This window comes from Citrobacter sp. wls718 (assembly GCF_005280945.1).
Taxonomy (GTDB): Bacteria; Pseudomonadota; Gammaproteobacteria; order Enterobacterales; family Enterobacteriaceae; genus Citrobacter; species Citrobacter gillenii.
Genome location: NZ_SZWV01000096.1, coordinates 58,146 through 74,934 on the forward strand (window position 1 = coordinate 58,146; position 16,789 = coordinate 74,934).

A 16,789-nucleotide genomic window follows, 5' to 3' on the forward strand; every position below is an offset into this window, starting at 1 on the left:
GGGCGCAACCCGCGCCGCCTTCCAGCTCACACATGGCTTCCTGCAGGGAGAAATGTGTCAGCGTGCCGCGGCGTCCGTAAAAAAGTGCGCCGTTAGCGCGGTTGTGGGTGGCCTGTTTTTTAGCCTCAACGGATTCGAATACCAGTGAAGAGGCGCGTTGGATCACGCTGTTGACGGAACCCTGCGTGTACTTTTTACTGCGTCCTGCCTGAACGAGTTTGGTCTCAAGATGCTTGTCTGCCATGTTGGGTTACCTGTTTTTATACGTCTGGATGTCTAAACTAGCATGGATCTTCGGCGACGCATCCTGCAGAAGGGCCATAAAGTAGAAAATAGTCCCAAAATGTGTCTGCTGACTTTTTTACTGCGTAAGCGCAAGGAAAAGAAACCAAAGGTGCGGCACTATGTAAATAGTAATGAGAACGACTATCAATTCGACGTCTTTTTGATATCATTACGCTCAGATTTTGTGATTTGCGTCCTGGAGATACAGAGTGGGTAATAATTTGATGCAGACGGACCTTTCCGTCTGGGGTATGTATCAGCACGCCGATATCGTGGTTAAGTGCGTGATGATTGGGCTAATTTTGGCGTCCGTGGTCACCTGGGCTATCTTCTTCAGTAAGAGCCTTGAGTTCTTTACGCAGAAGCGTCGTCTTAAGCGCGAACAGCAACTGCTGGCAGATGCCCGCTCTTTAGACCAGGCAAGTGAGATTGCCGCTGGATTCGATGCCAAAAGCCTGGGCGCAATGTTAATTAACGAAGCGCAGAACGAGCTGGAACTGTCAGAAGGCAGCGATGACAACGAAGGGATTAAAGAGCGTACCGGGTTCCGCCTGGAACGTCGCGTTGCAGCTGTAGGGCGTCATATGGGGCGGGGTAATGGATACCTGGCGACCATTGGGGCTATCTCTCCCTTTGTGGGTCTGTTCGGTACAGTATGGGGCATCATGAATAGCTTCATCGGTATTGCACAAACGCAAACGACGAACCTGGCCGTGGTTGCGCCGGGGATTGCAGAAGCGCTGTTAGCCACCGCGATTGGTTTGGTTGCCGCTATTCCTGCTGTTGTTATCTACAACATCTTCGCCCGTCAGATTGGCAGCTACAAAGCCATGCTGGGTGATGTTGCGGCACAGGTGCTGTTATTGCAAAGTCGCGATCTTGACCTGAGTGCAAGCGCTGCGGCGCATCCGGTACGCGCTGCGCAGAAATTACGTGTAGGATAATGTTCCATGGCAATGAGTTTTAATGAAAACCTGGACGATAACGGTGAAATGCACGACATCAACGTCACGCCGTTTATCGATGTTATGTTGGTGTTGTTGATCATTTTTATGGTGGCCGCGCCGCTGGCAACGGTGGATGTGAAGGTGAATCTACCGGCTTCGACCAGCACGCCGCAACCGCGTCCTGAAAAACCGGTTTATCTGTCAGTGAAAGCGGATAACACGATGTTTATCGGCAACGATCAGGTGACCGATGAAACCATGATTAACGCGCTAAACACGCTGACAGAAGGCAAGAAAGACACCACTATCTTCTTCCGGGCTGATAAAACTGTCGACTATGAAACCATGATGAAAGTGATGGATACGCTGCATCAGGCAGGTTTCCTGAAGATTGGTTTGGTTGGTGAAGAGACCGTGAAAGCGAAGTAATCTCTGTTGCCGGGTGAAGGGTTTCGCCTTACCCGGCCTCCTCTTTCGGCTTCCTCCATCCCCTCATTTCTTTTCGTCCAGCGCGACGGTAGTGACTCTGGTCGCGGCATAACTCCCTTCAGATAGCTTACGCGTCAGGCGCAATGTCGCCGTTTCTCGCGCGAGTAAATGCTGGTACGCGCTTTCCAGACGGGCCATGATTTTGTCCCGCAGCGCCGGCTGTTGGGCAATAATGGCTTCAATGGTGGCACCGTAGATCTCTTCTTTGGCTTGCAGAGCATAGATTTCCCGGCGGTTTTGCCACTTCATGCGTACCAGGGCTGCGGGTATTGATACCATTTCCTGAGCCACGCTCTCCAGCGTGGCATTTTTATTGGCAATTAAGATATCCAGATTCTGCTTTAAGACAAATTCGTCACTTTTATGGTTGTCTAAAGCCAAATAAACGTTGTTATCCTCAACATCTTTCATTTTATTTCTCTTCCAGAGAATAAAAAATCGGATCGCTGGTTTCGCGAGTCAGTAAATTAAGCCAAATTTTATTGCCCTGCTCATTTATTAACGCAGTGTTTTTTGCCAAAATTTTACTTAATTCTTGTGCGTTAATGTCACCTTCTGCTTGCAGTGAATTAAGCAGACGGGTGAACGATTCGAGTTTTGCTGCGCGAAACAGTCGCTCTTTTAAATGGCGGTCACATTCTTCAAATAACATGTTACGGGTCTGACCGGTAGCGGTGGCGCTAATTAAAATATCCGCTTCAAACTCGCTTAAGGTTGTCTTTCCCTGAGTCAAATTTTCACTATTTTCTACGGTATCAGTATTGGTTGGGGATGTAGATAAATGAAAACGAGAGGGAACAAGATGCTCGGGAAGCATGTTGAAATATCCTTTACTGCCAGTGAGGTAAGTTTTTTTAATAAGACAGGCTGCGTTGACAATAGCATGGGGTAATTTTAAAATCAAAAAAAATGGAGCCTGTATATGAACAGTATATTTTATTCTGTTATTACCCTGCTATTGCTTACCTGCGGGGTTCTTGTGCTGATGCGCGGTGCAAATAAAAATCGATCGAATGAGGAACTTACCTCTTATCCCAAACTGGAAACGCTTAGCAAAGAAGAGGGGGAAGATCATTTCTCAGCATTGATGAATTCGATTACGCCGGTATGGTATTGGCGGGTCAATCATGAATATATTGATTTTATCCACTCGACAATAAAGCGTATGACCATGGTGGAGTTAAATGAAACGCCAGGGCTATTTGATGCACAGCGGCGCTGCAGCGATCTCAATTCAGCGGTCTACAAATATTACGACAACATCAAAAAACGCTGCCTGAGCGGAGAGAAAGTCCCGCACGCCGATTTAGATGTGCTCAATTTGCGTCAATGTTTCAGGGAGTTCAGCCTGGAAGCCTATCCTGCACTCGTCGCACTGGTGTGGCCAGAGCTCCAGCGCCCGCCCATTAATGCCGAAGAGGTTTGAGGCGTATGTTGTTTCGATGTTGCACAATTGCGATATACTACTGCCCGGTTTAGTTACAAGACAGGATCATATGGAACGTTTTCTGGAAAACGCAATGTACGCGTCCCGCTGGCTGCTTGCTCCCGTGTATTTTGGCCTTTCTCTTGCTTTGGTTGCCCTGGCGCTGAAATTCTTTCAGGAGATCTTTCACGTTCTGCCCAATATCTTTTCGATGGCAGAAGCCGATCTCATTCTGGTACTACTGTCGCTGGTCGATATGACCCTGGTCGGTGGGTTGCTGGTCATGGTGATGTTCTCCGGCTACGAGAATTTTGTCTCACAACTGGATATTACTGAAGGCAAAGAGAAGCTGAGCTGGCTGGGTAAGATGGATGCCACGTCACTGAAGAATAAGGTTGCGGCGTCTATCGTGGCCATTTCTTCCATCCATTTATTGCGTATTTTTATGGATGCTAAAAATGTCCCTGATAACAAGCTGATGTGGTACGTCATTATCCACCTGACCTTTGTGCTCTCAGCCTTTGTGATGGGGTATCTGGATCGACTGACGCGCCACAATCACTAAATCAGTACGGCCGGGTCGGCAATTTTACCGCCCCCGGCATACTGTTTAGACGATTATTTATCTGATGAGGCCTGCCACAGATTGAGCTTGCCGTCGGTGACGTGCTTATCTATCTGCGCCAGTTCTTCAGCGCTGAATGCCTGGTTATTCAACGCCTGAACGTTTTCTTCTAACTGCTCGGGACGGCTGGCGCCAATTAACACTGACGTCACGCGGTTATCTTTGAGTAACCAGCTCAATGCCATTTGCGCCATCGACTGTCCACGCCGTTGCGCCATCTCGTTCAGCAACCGCAGGCTGTTAAGATTTTCTTCCGTCAGCATATTTTCCGTCAGGCCACGGGCTTTTTTCCCTTCACGCTGCATACGCGAACCTTCTGGAATACCGTTCAGGTATTTCCCCGTCAGCAACCCCTGAGCCAGCGGGGTAAAGGCGATGCAACCAATACCGTTTGTGTCCAGCGTATCCAGCAGGCCACTGCTGTCGACCCAGCGATTAAGCAGGTTGTAGGACGGTTGGTGGATCAGCAGCGGAATTTTCCATTCCCGCAGCAGGTCGGCCATTATTTGCGTGCGCTCCGGGGAATAAGATGAAATACCAACATACAACGCTTTGCCACTTTGCACGGCGTGAGCCAGCGCCGCGGCGGTCTCTTCCATTGGCGTGCTTTCGTCAACGCGGTGAGAATAGAAAATGTCGACGTAATCGAGGCCCATGCGTTTCAGACTCTGGTCGAGGCTGGCAAGCAGATACTTACGCGAGCCGCCAGAACCGTACGGTCCCGGCCACATGTCGTAGCCAGCCTTGGTAGAGATGATTAATTCGTCACGGTACTGCGCGAAATCCTCACGCAATAATCGGCCGAAGTTTTCTTCAGCGCTGCCCGGCGGCGGCCCGTAGTTATTGGCTAAATCGAAATGCGTGATGCCTAAATCAAATGCTTTACGCAGCAGGGCACGCTGTGAATCCAGTGCTTGGACGTGTCCAAAACTGTGCCATAAACCCAGCGACAGTGCAGGCAAGCGCAAACCGCTGCGACCACAGTAGCGATAGAGCATTTGCTCATAACGTTCAGGGTTGGCAAACCAGGCCATGAGATCTCCTTAGTGCAGGTTAATCGTGCAGGTGAATTTCGAAACGACGTTTCTATTCTAGCTGTTTCACGATGATTATCCCGTTCACCAGGTCACATTGAGATGAAAAACTGAGAGTTGTGTTTCGTGTTGAAAGTAACCCTCAGGCGTCGGGCCAGATAGGTACGCACTTAATTAACGTATGGACTTGATTCCCCAGGTAATAATAATTGCTGGTTTTATTAGCCTTCATATCGATATAACGGGGAGGAACAGGAAGAGTCGATGTGCTTAAAAAAGTAAAAAAATAAACAACGCATTATATCTTCTTCGTGACCTGCCGATAACAAGGATAAGTCTCGCCTGATGGCGAAAATCCTCATCTACGGCAAGGAAACTATTATGCGTTTGCTGCAAAACTTCACTATTCGTATTGTCATGCTGGCAATACTGGGACTATTTTGCCTGCTCTGGTCGGGCGTGGGGTTATTTAGCCTCCATTCGTTATCTAAAATATCAGAAGGCAATGAGATTGATCGTCATCTCGTACAGCAGATGACGGTTCTTAGTCAGGGGAACGATCAGTACTTTCGCTTTGTCACGCGGCTAAGCCGAGCTGTGGATGTCAAAATCGGCGGCGGAACGCCTGACTTTGGTCCGGCTCAGCAATCTCTGGATGGCATGCGTAAAAAACTTGAGCAGATGAAAACGTTGTCGCCGGGGCCGATGGATGCGGAAATTGCCACCGCGGTGCTGACGACGTGGCAAGCGCTGCTGGAGAAAGGTGTGATCCCGCAGATGCAACTGGCGCAGCAGGGATCGCTTACCGCCTGGTCAGAGCATGCCAGCACCGTTACACCGGCGCTAAGCCGCGACTTTGGTGCCAGTGCCGAGCGGTTTAATACCGCTGCCGGTAAGCGACTGGATGCGACGCGCATTATGGTCGACGGTAAAACATCGATTATCCGCACCTTGATTATTACCGCCGTTATCCTCGGTATTGCCATTCTTATCTTTACCGACCGCTATCTTGTGGCAATGATGGTGAAGCCGCTGGCACGCATTCGCCAGCAGTTCCGCCAGATTGCCCACGGCGACCTTAGCCATCCGATTGAAGAATTTGGTCGTAACTGCGTAGGGCAACTGGTGCCTTTACTCAGTGCGATGCAGGACAGCCTGCGTGAAGCCGTCAGTACGATTCGGTCAGGCAGTGACAACATCTGGCGCGGCGCGACGGAGATTTCCAGCGGCAATAACGATCTTTCTTCGCGTACGGAAGAGCAGGCCGCAGCGCTGGAAGAGACCGCCGCCAGCATGGAGCAACTCACCGCCACGGTGAAACTGAATGCTGAGAATGCGCGCGAGGCCAGCCAGCTTGCCGATACGGCATCAGAAACGGCGGGCAAAGGCAGCACGCTGGTTTCGCAGGTAGTGGATACCATGGACGGGATTGCTGCCAGTTCTAAGCAGATCGCCGAAATTACCTCAGTTATTAACAGCATCGCATTCCAGACCAACATCCTGGCGCTCAACGCCGCCGTCGAAGCGGCCCGAGCGGGCGAACAGGGCCGTGGTTTTGCGGTGGTTGCCGGTGAGGTGCGAAATCTTGCCAGCCGCAGCGCAGGCGCGGCGAAAGAGATTGAGACGTTGATTGGCGAGTCGGCGCGCCGTGTCGATCAGGGCGCGCGTCTGGTCAAGGAGACCGGCTTGACGATGGACGCTATTCTGCGCGGAGCAACCGAAGTGACGGCAATTATGAAACAAATTGCCTCCGCCTCTGAAGAGCAGAATAAAGGCATCTCACAGGTGAGCGTCGCGATCACACAAATGGACAGCGTGACCCAACAAAACGCCGCGCTGGTGGAGCAGGTATCGGCGGCGGCAGTGGCGTTGGAGCGACAAACCGAAGACCTGCAGCGTGCCGTTCAGCAGTTCCGGCTTTCCGCAAGTGACGTGCAGCATGCACCAACCAACACCGTTTTACCCGCCGAAGAAAGCGCTGCGCCTAAAGCATCTAAACCGGATGAATGGGTGGCCTTTTAATCTGGCACAAAAAAGTGCGTGATACCTCTGGCCTTTGCTTAAAAAATCACTATATAATTTATTATATAGCGATTGGAGGTAATGCATGGATAACCATTTTGGAAAAGGCCTGATGGCAGGATTAAACGCCTCAAGTGCAGATAGTGCGCGAACGGTGGCGAATTTTTGTGCTGACTATAAGCGTGGCTTTGTGCTGGGCTTTTCACATCGGATGTTTGAACGAACGGGCGATCGGCAACTGAGTGCGTGGGAGGCGGGGATCCTCACTCGCCGCTACGGGCTGGATAAAGAAATGGTGATGGATTTCTTCAAGGAGAACCAGTCCAGTACAACAATTCGCTTTTTCATGGCCGGCTATCGGCTCGAAGCTTGATCCGAAAGGGGTATTATCTTGCTTTAATTAATTACACTATTGACCTACACCTTCGTTTTGTTGCCCTGCCGAAGTATTATAACGCACATAACCATATAAAAAGTGTGGTAATGGCGCGCCGATCGCAATAAGCAACATGCGAATGGTGCAAAATAAAAGCCAGGTCTTCGCAACGGAATAACAATAAAATGACTGGAGATAACTCTCTCATCAATTCGAACGGCATTAATCGCCGTGATTTCATGAAGCTTTGTGCAGCATTGGCCGCTACCATGGGGCTCAGTAGCAAAGCCGCCGCAGAAATGGCGGAATCAGTATCCCGCCCTCAGCGCCCGCCGGTTATCTGGATAGGTGCTCAGGAGTGTACGGGCTGTACTGAATCGCTACTTCGTGCGACACACCCTACCGTGGAAAACCTCGTCCTGGAGACGATCTCTCTGGAATACCATGAGGTGCTTTCCGCCGCCTTCGGCCACCAGGTCGAAGAGAACAAACATAACGCTCTGGAGAAGTACAAAGGGCAGTATGTTCTGGTCGTAGATGGTTCTATCCCACTGAAAGATAACGGTGTTTACTGCATGGTTGCCGGTGAGCCTATTGTGGATCATATCCGCAAGGCGGCCGAAGGCGCTGCGGCGATCATTGCTATCGGCTCATGTGCCGCATGGGGTGGTGTTGCTGCCGCTGGCGTTAACCCAACGGGGGCAGTTGGCTTGCAGGAAGTCCTGCCAGGCAAAACCATCATCAATATTCCAGGCTGTCCGCCGAACCCGCATAACTTCCTCGCAACGGTCGCACACATCATCACCTACGGTAAGCCACCGAAGCTGGATGCGAAAAACCGTCCAACGTTTGCCTACGGTCGTCTGATCCACGAACACTGCGAGCGTCGTCCGCACTTTGATGCGGGTCGTTTTGCTAAAGAGTTCGGCGATGAAGGCCATCGTGAAGGCTGGTGCCTCTACCATCTGGGCTGTAAAGGGCCAGAAACCTACGGCAACTGCTCAACGTTACAGTTCTGTGATGTTGGCGGCGTGTGGCCAGTGGCGATCGGTCACCCTTGCTACGGCTGTAACGAAGAAGGCGTCGGTTTCCATAAAGGCATTCACCAACTCGCTTCTGTGGAAAACCAAACTCCGCGTTCAGAGAAGCCGGATGTCAACCTGAAAGAAGGTGGCAACATTTCTGCTGGGGCTATTGGGCTGCTGGGTGGCGTAGTAGGACTGGTGGCCGGCGTCAGCGTGATGGCGGTACGTGAACTGGGACGTCAGCAAAAGAAAGATAACGCTGACTCACGGGGAGAATAACCGTGAACAGACGTAACTTTATTAAAGCAGCTTCTGGCGGAGCATTGCTGTTGGGCGCTGCGCCGTCCGTCAGCCATGCGGCTGCAGAAAACCGTCCGCCGATCCCGGGTTCCCTTGGGATGCTGTATGACTCGACGCTGTGTGTCGGCTGTCAGGCCTGTGTCACCAAGTGTCAGGACATCAACTTCCCAGCGCGCAACCCTGAAGGGGAGCAAACCTGGTCGAACAACGACAAACTGTCACCGTACACCAATAACATCATTCAGGTGTGGCGTAGTGGAACAGGCGTTAACAAAGACCAGGAGCAGAACGGCTACGCGTACATCAAGAAACAATGTATGCACTGTGTCGATCCGAACTGCGTTTCTGTTTGTCCGGTCTCCGCGCTGAAAAAAGATCCGAAAACCGGCATCGTCCACTATGACAAAGATGTCTGTACTGGTTGCCGTTACTGCATGGTCGCTTGTCCGTACAACGTGCCTAAATACGACTACAACAACCCGTTTGGTGCACTCCATAAGTGCGAGCTGTGTAACCAGAAAGGTGTAGAGCGCCTGGATAAAGGTGGTTTACCGGGCTGTGTTGAAGTGTGTCCTGCCGGTGCGGTGATTTTTGGTACGCGCGAAGAGCTGATGGCTGAGGCGAAAAAACGCCTGGCGCTGAAGCCTGGCAGCGAATACCACTATCCGCGTCAGACGGTGAAAGACAGCGATACCTATCTGCACACGGTGCCGAAATATTACCCGCACCTGTACGGCGAGAAAGAAGGCGGCGGTACGCAGGTATTGGTACTGACGGGCGTTCCTTATGAAAATCTGGATCTCCCACAGCTGGCTGACCTGTCAACCGGTGCGCGTTCTGAGCATGTTCAACATTCCCTGTATAAGGGCATGATTTTACCCCTGGCAGCGCTGGCGGGCATAACCGTGCTGGTTCGTCGTAATATGAAAAACGACCATCACGATGGAGGAGACGATCATGAGTCATGATCCTAAACCGCTGGGCGGAAGAATAATCAGCAAGCCGGTCATTATTTTTGGGCCGTTAATCGTCCTGTGTATGCTCCTGATCGTAAAACGTCTGGTCTTCGGGTTGGGCTCAGTCTCCGATCTGAACGGGGGATTCCCGTGGGGTGTATGGATCGCGTTTGACCTGTTGATCGGCACCGGCTTTGCCTGTGGCGGTTGGGCACTGGCATGGGCGGTCTATGTTTTCAACAAAGGGGAATATCACCCGCTGGTGCGCCCAGCCTTGTTGGCGAGCCTGTTTGGTTATTCTCTGGGTGGCCTGTCGATCACCATCGACGTCGGTCGTTACTGGAACCTGCCGTACTTCTACATTCCGGGCCACTTTAACGTGAACTCGGTGCTGTTCGAAACGGCAGTCTGTATGACCATTTATATCGGCATCATGGCGCTGGAATTTGCGCCGGCCTTGTTTGAACGCCTGGGGTGGAAAGTTTCGCTCAAGCGTCTGAACAAAGTGATGTTCTTTATTATCGCCCTCGGCGCACTGCTGCCGACAATGCACCAGTCTTCAATGGGTTCATTGATGATTTCTGCCGGTAATAAGGTGCATCCACTGTGGCAAGCCTATGAAATGCTGCCGCTATTCTCGGTGCTTACCGCCTTTATAATGGGCTTCTCGATCGTCATCTTTGAAGGTTCGCTGGTACAAAGCGGCCTGAAAGGTAATGGGCCGGACGAGAAGAGTTTGTTCATCAAACTGACGAATACGATTAGCGTCTTGTTGGCGATCTTCGTGGTTCTACGCTTTGGTGAACTGATCTATCGGGACAAGTTGTCGTATGCGTTTGCAGGCGATTTCTACTCAGCCATGTTCTGGCTTGAGGTTGTGCTGATGGTCTTCCCGCTGGTGGTACTGCGTATCGCGAAACTGCGAAATGACTCGCGCATGCTGTACCTGTCTGCGCTGAGCGCATTGCTGGGTTGTGCGACATGGCGTCTGTCCTATTCGCTGGTGGCGTTCAATCCTGGTGGTGGCTACCACTACTTCCCGACCTGGGAAGAACTGTTGATTTCTATTGGTTTTGTGGCTATTGAGATTTGTGCATACATCGTACTCATTCGTCTACTGCCGATACTTCCTCCTTTAAAACAAAACGATCAAAATCGTCATGAGGCGAGCAAAGCATGAGCCAGAGAATTACTATTGATCCGGTAACCCGTATTGAAGGCCATTTACGCATCGACTGCGAAATCGAAAATGGCGTGGTATCAAAAGCATGGGCGTCCGGTACCATGTGGCGCGGCATGGAAGAGATCGTGAAGAATCGCGATCCGCGTGATGCGTGGATGATTGTGCAGCGTATTTGTGGTGTGTGTACCACCACACACGCTATCTCTTCCGTGCGCGCTGCTGAAAGCGCACTGAACATTGATGTTCCCGTGAACGCGCAGTACATCCGTAACATCATTCTGGCAGCGCACACCACGCATGACCATATCGTGCACTTCTATCAGTTATCTGCGCTGGACTGGGTGGATATCACCTCCGCACTGAAAGCCGATCCAGCAAAAGCCTCGGCGATGCTGAACGGCGTGTCGACCTGGCACCTGAACAGCGCGGAAGAGTTCACTAAGGTTCAGAACAAGATCAAGGACCTGGTTGCCAGCGGTCAGTTAGGTATTTTTGCCAACGGCTGCTGGGGTCACCCGGCAATGAAACTGCCACCGGAAGTGAACCTGATTGCAGTTGCACACTACCTGCAGGCGCTGGAATGCCAGCGTGATGCCAACCGCGTCGTGGCGCTGCTGGGCGGTAAAACACCGCACATCCAGAACCTGGCGGTCGGTGGGGTGGCGAACCCAATCAACCTCGACGGTCTTGGCGTGCTGAACCTTGAACGCCTGATGTACATCAAGTCCTTCATTGATAAGCTGAGCGACTTTGTTGAGCAGGTGTACAAAGTGGATACCGCGGTTATTGCCGCATTCTATCCGGAGTGGCTGGGACGCGGCCAGGGTGCGGTAAACTACCTGAGCGCGCCGGAATTCCCGACTGACGGCAAAAACGGCAGCTTCCTGTTCCCTGGTGGTTACATTACCGATGCAGACCTGTCGACCTATCGTCCGATCACCTCTCATTCTGATGAATACCTGATCAAAGGGATTCAGGAGAGTGCGAAACATGCGTGGTACAAAGACGAAGCGCCGCAGGCGCCGTGGGAAGGAACAACGGTTCCGGATTACACCGGCTGGTCTGACGATGGCAAATACTCCTGGGTTAAAGCGCCAACCTTCTACGGCAAAACGGTGGAAGTGGGCCCGCTGGCTAACATGCTGTGTAAACTGGCGGCAAAACGCGAGTCTACCCATGCCAAGCTGAATGAGATCATTGCGATTTACACCAAGCTGACCGGTAAAACCATCGAAGTGGCACAGCTGCATTCGACGCTGGGTCGTATCATTGGTCGTACCGTTCACTGCTGTGAACTGCAGAACGTTCTGCAAAATCAGTATAACGCGCTGATCGTAAACATCGGCAAAGGCGACCACACCACCTTCGTGAAACCGAATATCCCGGCCACTGGCGAGTTCAAAGGTGTCGGTTTCCTCGAAGCACCACGCGGTATGCTTTCTCACTGGATGGTGATTAAAGACGGCATTATCAGCAACTATCAGGCGGTTGTACCTTCAACCTGGAACTCTGGCCCGCGTAACTTTAATGACGAAGTGGGACCGTATGAGCGTTCACTGGTAGGCACGCCGATCGCCGATCCGAACAAACCGCTGGAAGTGGTGCGTACTATTCACTCCTTCGACCCTTGTATGTCATGTGCGGTGCATGTGGTGGACGTTGACGGGAACGAAGTCGTCTCAGTTAAGGTTCTGTAATGCGGATATTAGTCTTAGGGGTCGGCAATATTTTGCTGACTGACGAAGCCATCGGGGTACGTATCGTTGAGGCATTAGAGCAACGGTACATCCTGCCTGATTTCGTTGACGTTCTGGATGGCGGTACAGCGGGGATGGAGCTGCTCGGCGATATGGCGGACAGAGATCATCTGATCATTGCTGACGCCATTGTGTCGAGAAAAAGCACGCCGGGAACCATGATGGTCCTGCGGGATGAAGAGATCCCGGCGCTGTTTACCAATAAAATCTCGCCGCACCAGCTTGGCCTGGCCGACGTGTTGTCGGCCCTGCGTTTTACCGGCGAGTTTCCGAAGAAGCTGACTCTGGTCGGCGTTATTCCGGAATCGCTGGAGCCGCATATCGGGCTAACGCCGACGGTTGAAGCCATGATTGAACCTGCGCTTGAGCAGGTTCTCGCCGCGCTGCGCGAATCGGGTGTGGAAGCCATCCCTCGGGAGGCGGCCCATGTCTGAAGAGTTTTTAGGCTTTCAGACAGCCCCAAAAGCGCAGATTCAGGCCGCGTTTGAAGAGGTAGCCCGCCGTTCGATGCACGATCTCTCGTTCCTGCATCCGAATATGCCGGTGTATGTCTCTGATTTTACGCTGTTTGAAGGCCAGTGGACGGGGTGTGTGATCACGCCCTGGATGCTGAGCGCGCTGATTTTTCCTGGGCCAGATCAGATCTGGCCCCTGCGAAAAGTCAGCGAGAAAATGGGGCTGCGTTTACCGTATGGTGAGATGACATTTACCGTAGGCGAGCTAGATGGAGTATCGCAATACCTGTCCTGTTCGTTAATGTCGCCGCTTTCGCACAGCATGTCGGCACAAGAGGGTGTCCGCCTGACTGACGATTGTGCAAAAATGTTGTTATCGCTGCCGGTGACCGATCCGAACGCACCGCAACTTGGTCGTCGCGCGTTGCTGTTGGGCCGTCGGAGCTGTGAAAATGCATGAGTTGTCGCTTTGCCAGAGCGCCGTTGAGATTATTCAGCAGCAGGCAGAGCAGCACGATGTTAAACGTGTTACCGGCGTTTGGCTGGAAATTGGCGCGCTCTCCTGCGTTGAGGAGAGCGCCGTTCGTTTCAGTTTTGACATCGTCTGTCAGGGCACGGTCGCGCAGGGATGTGCATTGCACATTGAATACAACCCCGCTCAGGCCTGGTGCTGGGATTGCAGTCAGGTTGTGGAAATTACCCAGCATGATGCGCAATGTCCACGTTGTCAGGGCGATCGTTTGCGGGTTGAAAGCGGCGATTCACTGAAAGTGAAAAGTATTGAAGTCGAATAGCCCATAGGTTGCTATGGGACGGAGTCAGATATGTGTATTGGAGTCCCGGGTCAGGTTCTGACCGTCGGTGAAGATATTCACCAGCTTGCGCAGGTTGAAGTTTGCGGTATCAAGCGCGATGTCAACATTGCCCTGATTTGTGAAGGCGATCCGGCTGAGCTGGTCGGGCAATGGGTACTGGTGCACGTAGGATTCGCTATGAGCATCATCGATGAAGATGAAGCCAAAGCCACGTTAGACGCGTTACGCCGCATGGATTACGACGTCACCAGCGCGTGACGACTTCGCTTATCAGGCCTACGCCTTATATGTAGGCCGGATAAGGAATCTTGCGTTAGCCCTGGCGTTTGTCTTCGGTATTGGTATCGAAGTCACTGGCGTCATGGCGTTCATGAAGCTGTTCATCCAGCGGCCCGTTAGTGCGGTTCACAATCCGTCCACGCTTAACCGCCGGACGCGCTGCAACCTCTTTGGCCCAACGTTGAACGTGTTTGTAGCTCCCCGCATCAAGGAATTCTGCCGCGTCATAGACGTTGCCCAGCACCACATTGCCAAACCACGGCCAAATGGCCATATCGGCAATGGTATATTCATCCCCCGCCACAAACTGATGCTGCGCCAGTTGCTTATCCAGAACGTCGAGTAAACGCTTGGCTTCCATAGTGAAGCGATTGATCGCGTACTCAATTTTTACCGGCGCATAGTTGTAGAAGTGGCCGAAACCACCGCCGATGAAGGGCGCTGCGCCCTGTAACCAGAATAGCCAGTTCAGTGTTTCAGTGCGTTTTGGCAAATCCTGAGGCAGGAAATAACCATATTTCTCCGCCAGATAGAGCAGGATAGCGCCAGACTCAAACACGCGTACCGGTGGGTTTTGTGAATGGTCGCGCAGTGCCGGGATCTTCGAGTTTGGGTTCACCTCAACAAAGCCGCTGGAAAACTGGTCACCTTCGCCAATACGGATGATCCAGGCATCATATTCCGCGCCGGTCACGCCCTGCGCCAGCAGCTCTTCCAGCATAATCGTCACTTTCTGACCGTTTGGCGTACCCAGCGAATAGAGCTGCAGCGGATGCTTGCCGACCGGTAGCGTTTTCTCGTGGGTGGCACCGGAAACCGGACGGTTGATGTTGGCGAATGCGCCGCCATTGGATTTATCCCACGTCCAGACTTTCGCGGGCTGATAAGTATTGTCTGACATAGTGACCTGCCTTCTGAGTGGTTGTGTTGAAGCAGTGTAGCAGTTAGGGAAAACTCAATTTAACAGATTGGGACTTTATGTCGTGTTGTGCTGAAAGGGGAAGATAAATCTAACCCGTTCATTGTACGCAGACCGTACTCCATGAAGAGGAAATCAATGTTGGACGGAAATTGCTACCGTACTACCCTCAATAATTGGCGGTGAAAAAGCAGTAACAATGAAAAATGGTGTTCCAGGAGTAAGCGGTTATCAGGGCCCGGCGGGTGGGTGGGGCGCGGTAAAAGCCGTCACTGCTTCGGTGTTTTCGCAAAAGGCCGTCGCGCGCGACATTATCGCGATGTTCAAAATGAACCAAGTGAAAGGGTTCGATTGCCCGGGGTGCGCGTGGCCCGATCCGAGCCATCGTGCGCCGATGGAACTGTGCGAAAACGGCGTAAAAGCAGTGTCCTGGGAAACCACCAGTAAGAAAGCCTCACCTGCATTTTTCAGCCGCCACCCGGTATCGGCACTCTGGCAGTACAGTGATTATGCGCTGGAAAATATAGGCCGTTTGACGCACCCGATGAAATACGATGCCGTGACGGATACCTGGCAGGCCGTGGCGTGGGACATTGCGTTTCAGGAAATCGGCGAGCGACTGCGCAGCTATGACTCTGCACAGCAGGTTGAGTTTTACACCTCCGGTAGAACCTCAAATGAGGCGGCGTTCCTGTATCAACTGTTTGCCCGCGAATACGGCAGCAGCAACTTCCCGGACTGTTCAAACATGTGTCATGGCCCAACCAGTGCCGGGTTGACGCGGGCCATTGGTCTTGGGAAAGGGACCGTGGAGCTTGATGATTTTGAACAGTGTGAACTGGTGATTTGCATCGGACATAATCCTAGCACCAACCATCCGCGCATGCTGACCACGTTACGCGACGTTGCCAAACGCGGGGCTAAAATTATCTCAATTAACCCGCTTACCGAGCGCGGACTTGAGCGCTTTAGCTTCCCACAAAGCCCGAAAGAGATGTTCACCGGCCAGACGACAGCACTTAGCAGCGATTACTACCAGGTCAAAATGGGCGGTGATGCCTCGCTGCTCAAAGGCATCATGAAGGCGTTGATCGAAATGGATGAAGCGCGGATCTTGCTGGGTCAGCAACCGACGCTCGATCATGCGTTTATCGACGAACATACCGCGGGTTATTCGGCGTTGTATGACGATTTACGCCAATGTTGCTGGGCTGAACTGGAGCAGGACTCTGGCCTGACGCGCAGCCAGATGGAAGATCTGGCACACAGCTATAACAAATCTCGCGCGACGATCATTTGTTATGGACTGGGTATCACCCAGCATAAAAACGGTACCGAGAACGTCCAGCAACTGGTGAATCTGCTGTTGTTGAAAGGCAATATGGGCAAACCGGGGGCGGGGATCTGCCCACTGCGCGGGCATTCCAACGTGCAGGGCGACCGTTCCGTAGGGATTAACGAGGCGGCATCAGAAGACTTCCTGCAGCGCCTGGAAGAGCATTTTTCTATCAACGTTTCGCGTCAGCATGGTCGCTCCAGCGTGGAAAGTATTCGGGCGATAGAGCGTGGTGAGGCGAAGGCATTGATTTGCATGGGCGGGAATCTGGCGGTGGCGATGCCTCAGCCGCAGCGTACCTTCGAGGCGATGAAAAAGCTGGATATGCAGGTTCACATTGCGACCAAGCTCAATCGTTCGCATTTGCTGCTGGCAAAACACAACTATCTGCTACCCGCGCTGGGCAGAACTGAACGCGATATGCAGGCAACGGGTATTCAGTCAGTAACCGTCGAGGATTCTATGTCGATGGTCCACGCTTCCTGCGGTGCGCTAAAACCGGCCTCTCAATGGCTAAAATCGGAACCGGCGATTGTGGCGGGGCTGGCTCGCGCCACGCT

Annotated in this window: 20 protein-coding genes; 15 read left to right on the top strand and 5 right to left on the bottom strand. The window is 52.3% G+C overall.

Annotated features, from left to right (window positions below; translation table 11 throughout):
* Positions 1–244: PLP-dependent transferase (locus tag FDW95_RS23995; RefSeq protein ID WP_249359196.1), on the bottom strand; the 244-nt coding region annotated here is incomplete at its 3' end.
* Positions 245–494: 250 nt separating this feature from the next.
* On the opposite strand from FDW95_RS23995, the gene exbB reads away from it, so the two are divergent.
* The gene (exbB, locus tag FDW95_RS17985) at positions 495–1,229 is read left to right on the top strand and encodes a tol-pal system-associated acyl-CoA thioesterase (RefSeq protein ID WP_096755669.1); all 735 of its coding nucleotides are present in this window, start codon (positions 495–497) and stop codon (positions 1,227–1,229) included.
* Positions 1,230–1,235: 6 nt separating this feature from the next.
* Positions 1,236–1,661, top strand: a complete 426-nt coding sequence (exbD, locus tag FDW95_RS17990; RefSeq protein ID WP_096755670.1) for a TonB system transport protein ExbD — start codon at positions 1,236–1,238, stop codon at positions 1,659–1,661.
* A gap of 63 nt (positions 1,662–1,724) precedes the next feature.
* Here exbD and FDW95_RS17995 read toward each other — a convergent pair whose 3' ends face one another.
* Positions 1,725–2,132, bottom strand: a complete 408-nt coding sequence (locus FDW95_RS17995; RefSeq protein ID WP_115257487.1) for a cytoplasmic protein — start codon at positions 2,130–2,132, stop codon at positions 1,725–1,727.
* 1 nt (position 2,133) lies between these two features.
* Positions 2,134–2,538, bottom strand: a complete 405-nt coding sequence (locus tag FDW95_RS18000) for a hypothetical protein (RefSeq protein ID WP_115257488.1) — start codon at positions 2,536–2,538, stop codon at positions 2,134–2,136.
* 105 nt (positions 2,539–2,643) lie between these two features.
* Between FDW95_RS18000 and FDW95_RS18005 the strand changes: the two genes are divergently transcribed.
* Positions 2,644–3,147 carry an ESA_00282 family adhesion-associated protein gene (locus FDW95_RS18005; protein ID WP_115257489.1) on the top strand — a complete coding sequence of 168 codons (504 nt, stop codon included), beginning with the start codon at positions 2,644–2,646 and terminating at the stop codon, positions 3,145–3,147.
* Positions 3,148–3,217: 70 nt separating this feature from the next.
* Positions 3,218–3,712, top strand: a complete 495-nt coding sequence (locus FDW95_RS18010) for a TIGR00645 family protein (RefSeq protein ID WP_115257490.1) — start codon at positions 3,218–3,220, stop codon at positions 3,710–3,712.
* A gap of 53 nt (positions 3,713–3,765) precedes the next feature.
* On the opposite strand, the gene FDW95_RS18015 is transcribed toward FDW95_RS18010, so the two are convergent.
* Complete coding sequence (locus tag FDW95_RS18015) at positions 3,766–4,806, bottom strand: aldo/keto reductase (RefSeq protein WP_115257491.1); 1,041 nt, start codon at positions 4,804–4,806, stop codon at positions 3,766–3,768.
* 381 nt (positions 4,807–5,187) lie between these two features.
* On the opposite strand from FDW95_RS18015, the gene FDW95_RS18020 reads away from it, so the two are divergent.
* From FDW95_RS18020 to hybG, 10 genes are all read left to right on the top strand, one after another.
* Positions 5,188–6,828: a methyl-accepting chemotaxis protein gene (locus FDW95_RS18020; protein WP_115259899.1), complete on the top strand. Its 1,641-nt coding sequence runs from the start codon at positions 5,188–5,190 to the stop codon at positions 6,826–6,828.
* A gap of 85 nt (positions 6,829–6,913) precedes the next feature.
* Positions 6,914–7,201: a DUF2623 family protein gene (locus FDW95_RS18025; protein ID WP_096755675.1), complete on the top strand. Its 288-nt coding sequence runs from the start codon at positions 6,914–6,916 to the stop codon at positions 7,199–7,201.
* Positions 7,202–7,389: 188 nt separating this feature from the next.
* On the top strand, positions 7,390–8,508 hold the full coding sequence (gene hybO, locus FDW95_RS18030) for a hydrogenase 2 small subunit (RefSeq protein ID WP_096755676.1): 1,119 nt from the start codon (positions 7,390–7,392) through the stop codon (positions 8,506–8,508).
* A gap of 2 nt (positions 8,509–8,510) precedes the next feature.
* Positions 8,511–9,497 (top strand): hydrogenase 2 operon protein HybA, encoded by a 987-nt coding sequence (hybA, locus tag FDW95_RS18035; protein WP_096755677.1) that lies wholly within the window; start codon positions 8,511–8,513, stop codon positions 9,495–9,497.
* Positions 9,487–10,665, top strand: a complete 1,179-nt coding sequence (gene hybB / locus FDW95_RS18040; RefSeq protein WP_096755678.1) for a Ni/Fe-hydrogenase cytochrome b subunit — start codon at positions 9,487–9,489, stop codon at positions 10,663–10,665. The genes hybA and hybB overlap by 11 nt, the downstream gene beginning before the upstream one ends.
* Positions 10,662–12,365 (top strand): hydrogenase 2 large subunit, encoded by a 1,704-nt coding sequence (hybC, locus tag FDW95_RS18045; protein ID WP_137363571.1) that lies wholly within the window; start codon positions 10,662–10,664, stop codon positions 12,363–12,365. Before hybB ends, hybC begins: the two co-directional genes overlap by 4 nt.
* Positions 12,365–12,859, top strand: coding sequence for a HyaD/HybD family hydrogenase maturation endopeptidase (locus FDW95_RS18050; protein ID WP_115257493.1), 495 nt, complete (start codon positions 12,365–12,367; stop codon positions 12,857–12,859). Before hybC ends, FDW95_RS18050 begins: the two co-directional genes overlap by 1 nt.
* Positions 12,852–13,340 carry a hydrogenase-2 assembly chaperone gene (gene hybE / locus FDW95_RS18055; RefSeq protein WP_115257494.1) on the top strand — a complete coding sequence of 163 codons (489 nt, stop codon included), beginning with the start codon at positions 12,852–12,854 and terminating at the stop codon, positions 13,338–13,340. The genes FDW95_RS18050 and hybE overlap by 8 nt, the downstream gene beginning before the upstream one ends.
* On the top strand, positions 13,333–13,674 hold the full coding sequence (gene hypA, locus FDW95_RS18060) for a hydrogenase maturation nickel metallochaperone HypA (protein WP_115257495.1): 342 nt from the start codon (positions 13,333–13,335) through the stop codon (positions 13,672–13,674). Before hybE ends, hypA begins: the two co-directional genes overlap by 8 nt.
* 30 nt (positions 13,675–13,704) lie before the next feature.
* Positions 13,705–13,953 carry a hydrogenase maturation factor HybG gene (gene hybG / locus FDW95_RS18065; RefSeq protein ID WP_096755683.1) on the top strand — a complete coding sequence of 83 codons (249 nt, stop codon included), beginning with the start codon at positions 13,705–13,707 and terminating at the stop codon, positions 13,951–13,953.
* Positions 13,954–14,008: 55 nt separating this feature from the next.
* On the opposite strand, the gene yghU is transcribed toward hybG, so the two are convergent.
* Entirely contained in the window at positions 14,009–14,875 is an 867-nt protein-coding gene (yghU, locus tag FDW95_RS18070; protein ID WP_115257496.1) for a glutathione-dependent disulfide-bond oxidoreductase, read from the bottom strand.
* Between the two features lie 217 nt (positions 14,876–15,092).
* On the opposite strand from yghU, the gene FDW95_RS18075 reads away from it, so the two are divergent.
* Positions 15,093–16,789 (top strand): FdhF/YdeP family oxidoreductase (locus FDW95_RS18075; protein ID WP_249359199.1); only part of this gene is annotated, 1,697 nt, incomplete at its 3' end.

Excerpts from the sequence above, each read along its gene's own strand:
- hybO (WP_096755676.1), top strand. The coding sequence starts at position 7,390 with ATGACTGGAGATAACTCTCTCATCAATTCGAACGGCATTAATCGCCGT.
- yghU (WP_115257496.1), bottom strand. The coding sequence starts at position 14,875 with ATGTCAGACAATACTTATCAGCCCGCGAAAGTCTGGACGTGGGATAAA.
- FDW95_RS18005 (WP_115257489.1), top strand. The coding sequence starts at position 2,644 with ATGAACAGTATATTTTATTCTGTTATTACCCTGCTATTGCTTACCTGC.
- FDW95_RS18015 (WP_115257491.1), bottom strand. The coding sequence starts at position 4,806 with ATGGCCTGGTTTGCCAACCCTGAACGTTATGAGCAAATGCTCTATCGC.
- FDW95_RS18025 (WP_096755675.1), top strand. The coding sequence starts at position 6,914 with ATGGATAACCATTTTGGAAAAGGCCTGATGGCAGGATTAAACGCCTCA.
- FDW95_RS18050 (WP_115257493.1), top strand. The coding sequence starts at position 12,365 with ATGCGGATATTAGTCTTAGGGGTCGGCAATATTTTGCTGACTGACGAA.
- FDW95_RS18000 (WP_115257488.1), bottom strand. The coding sequence starts at position 2,538 with ATGCTTCCCGAGCATCTTGTTCCCTCTCGTTTTCATTTATCTACATCC.
- hybC (WP_137363571.1), top strand. The coding sequence starts at position 10,662 with ATGAGCCAGAGAATTACTATTGATCCGGTAACCCGTATTGAAGGCCAT.
- exbD (WP_096755670.1), top strand. The coding sequence starts at position 1,236 with ATGGCAATGAGTTTTAATGAAAACCTGGACGATAACGGTGAAATGCAC.
- hybG (WP_096755683.1), top strand. The coding sequence starts at position 13,705 with ATGTGTATTGGAGTCCCGGGTCAGGTTCTGACCGTCGGTGAAGATATT.
- FDW95_RS18020 (WP_115259899.1), top strand. The coding sequence starts at position 5,188 with ATGCGTTTGCTGCAAAACTTCACTATTCGTATTGTCATGCTGGCAATA.
- FDW95_RS18010 (WP_115257490.1), top strand. The coding sequence starts at position 3,218 with ATGGAACGTTTTCTGGAAAACGCAATGTACGCGTCCCGCTGGCTGCTT.
- hypA (WP_115257495.1), top strand. The coding sequence starts at position 13,333 with ATGCATGAGTTGTCGCTTTGCCAGAGCGCCGTTGAGATTATTCAGCAG.
- FDW95_RS17995 (WP_115257487.1), bottom strand. The coding sequence starts at position 2,132 with ATGAAAGATGTTGAGGATAACAACGTTTATTTGGCTTTAGACAACCAT.
- hybE (WP_115257494.1), top strand. The coding sequence starts at position 12,852 with ATGTCTGAAGAGTTTTTAGGCTTTCAGACAGCCCCAAAAGCGCAGATT.
- hybB (WP_096755678.1), top strand. The coding sequence starts at position 9,487 with ATGAGTCATGATCCTAAACCGCTGGGCGGAAGAATAATCAGCAAGCCG.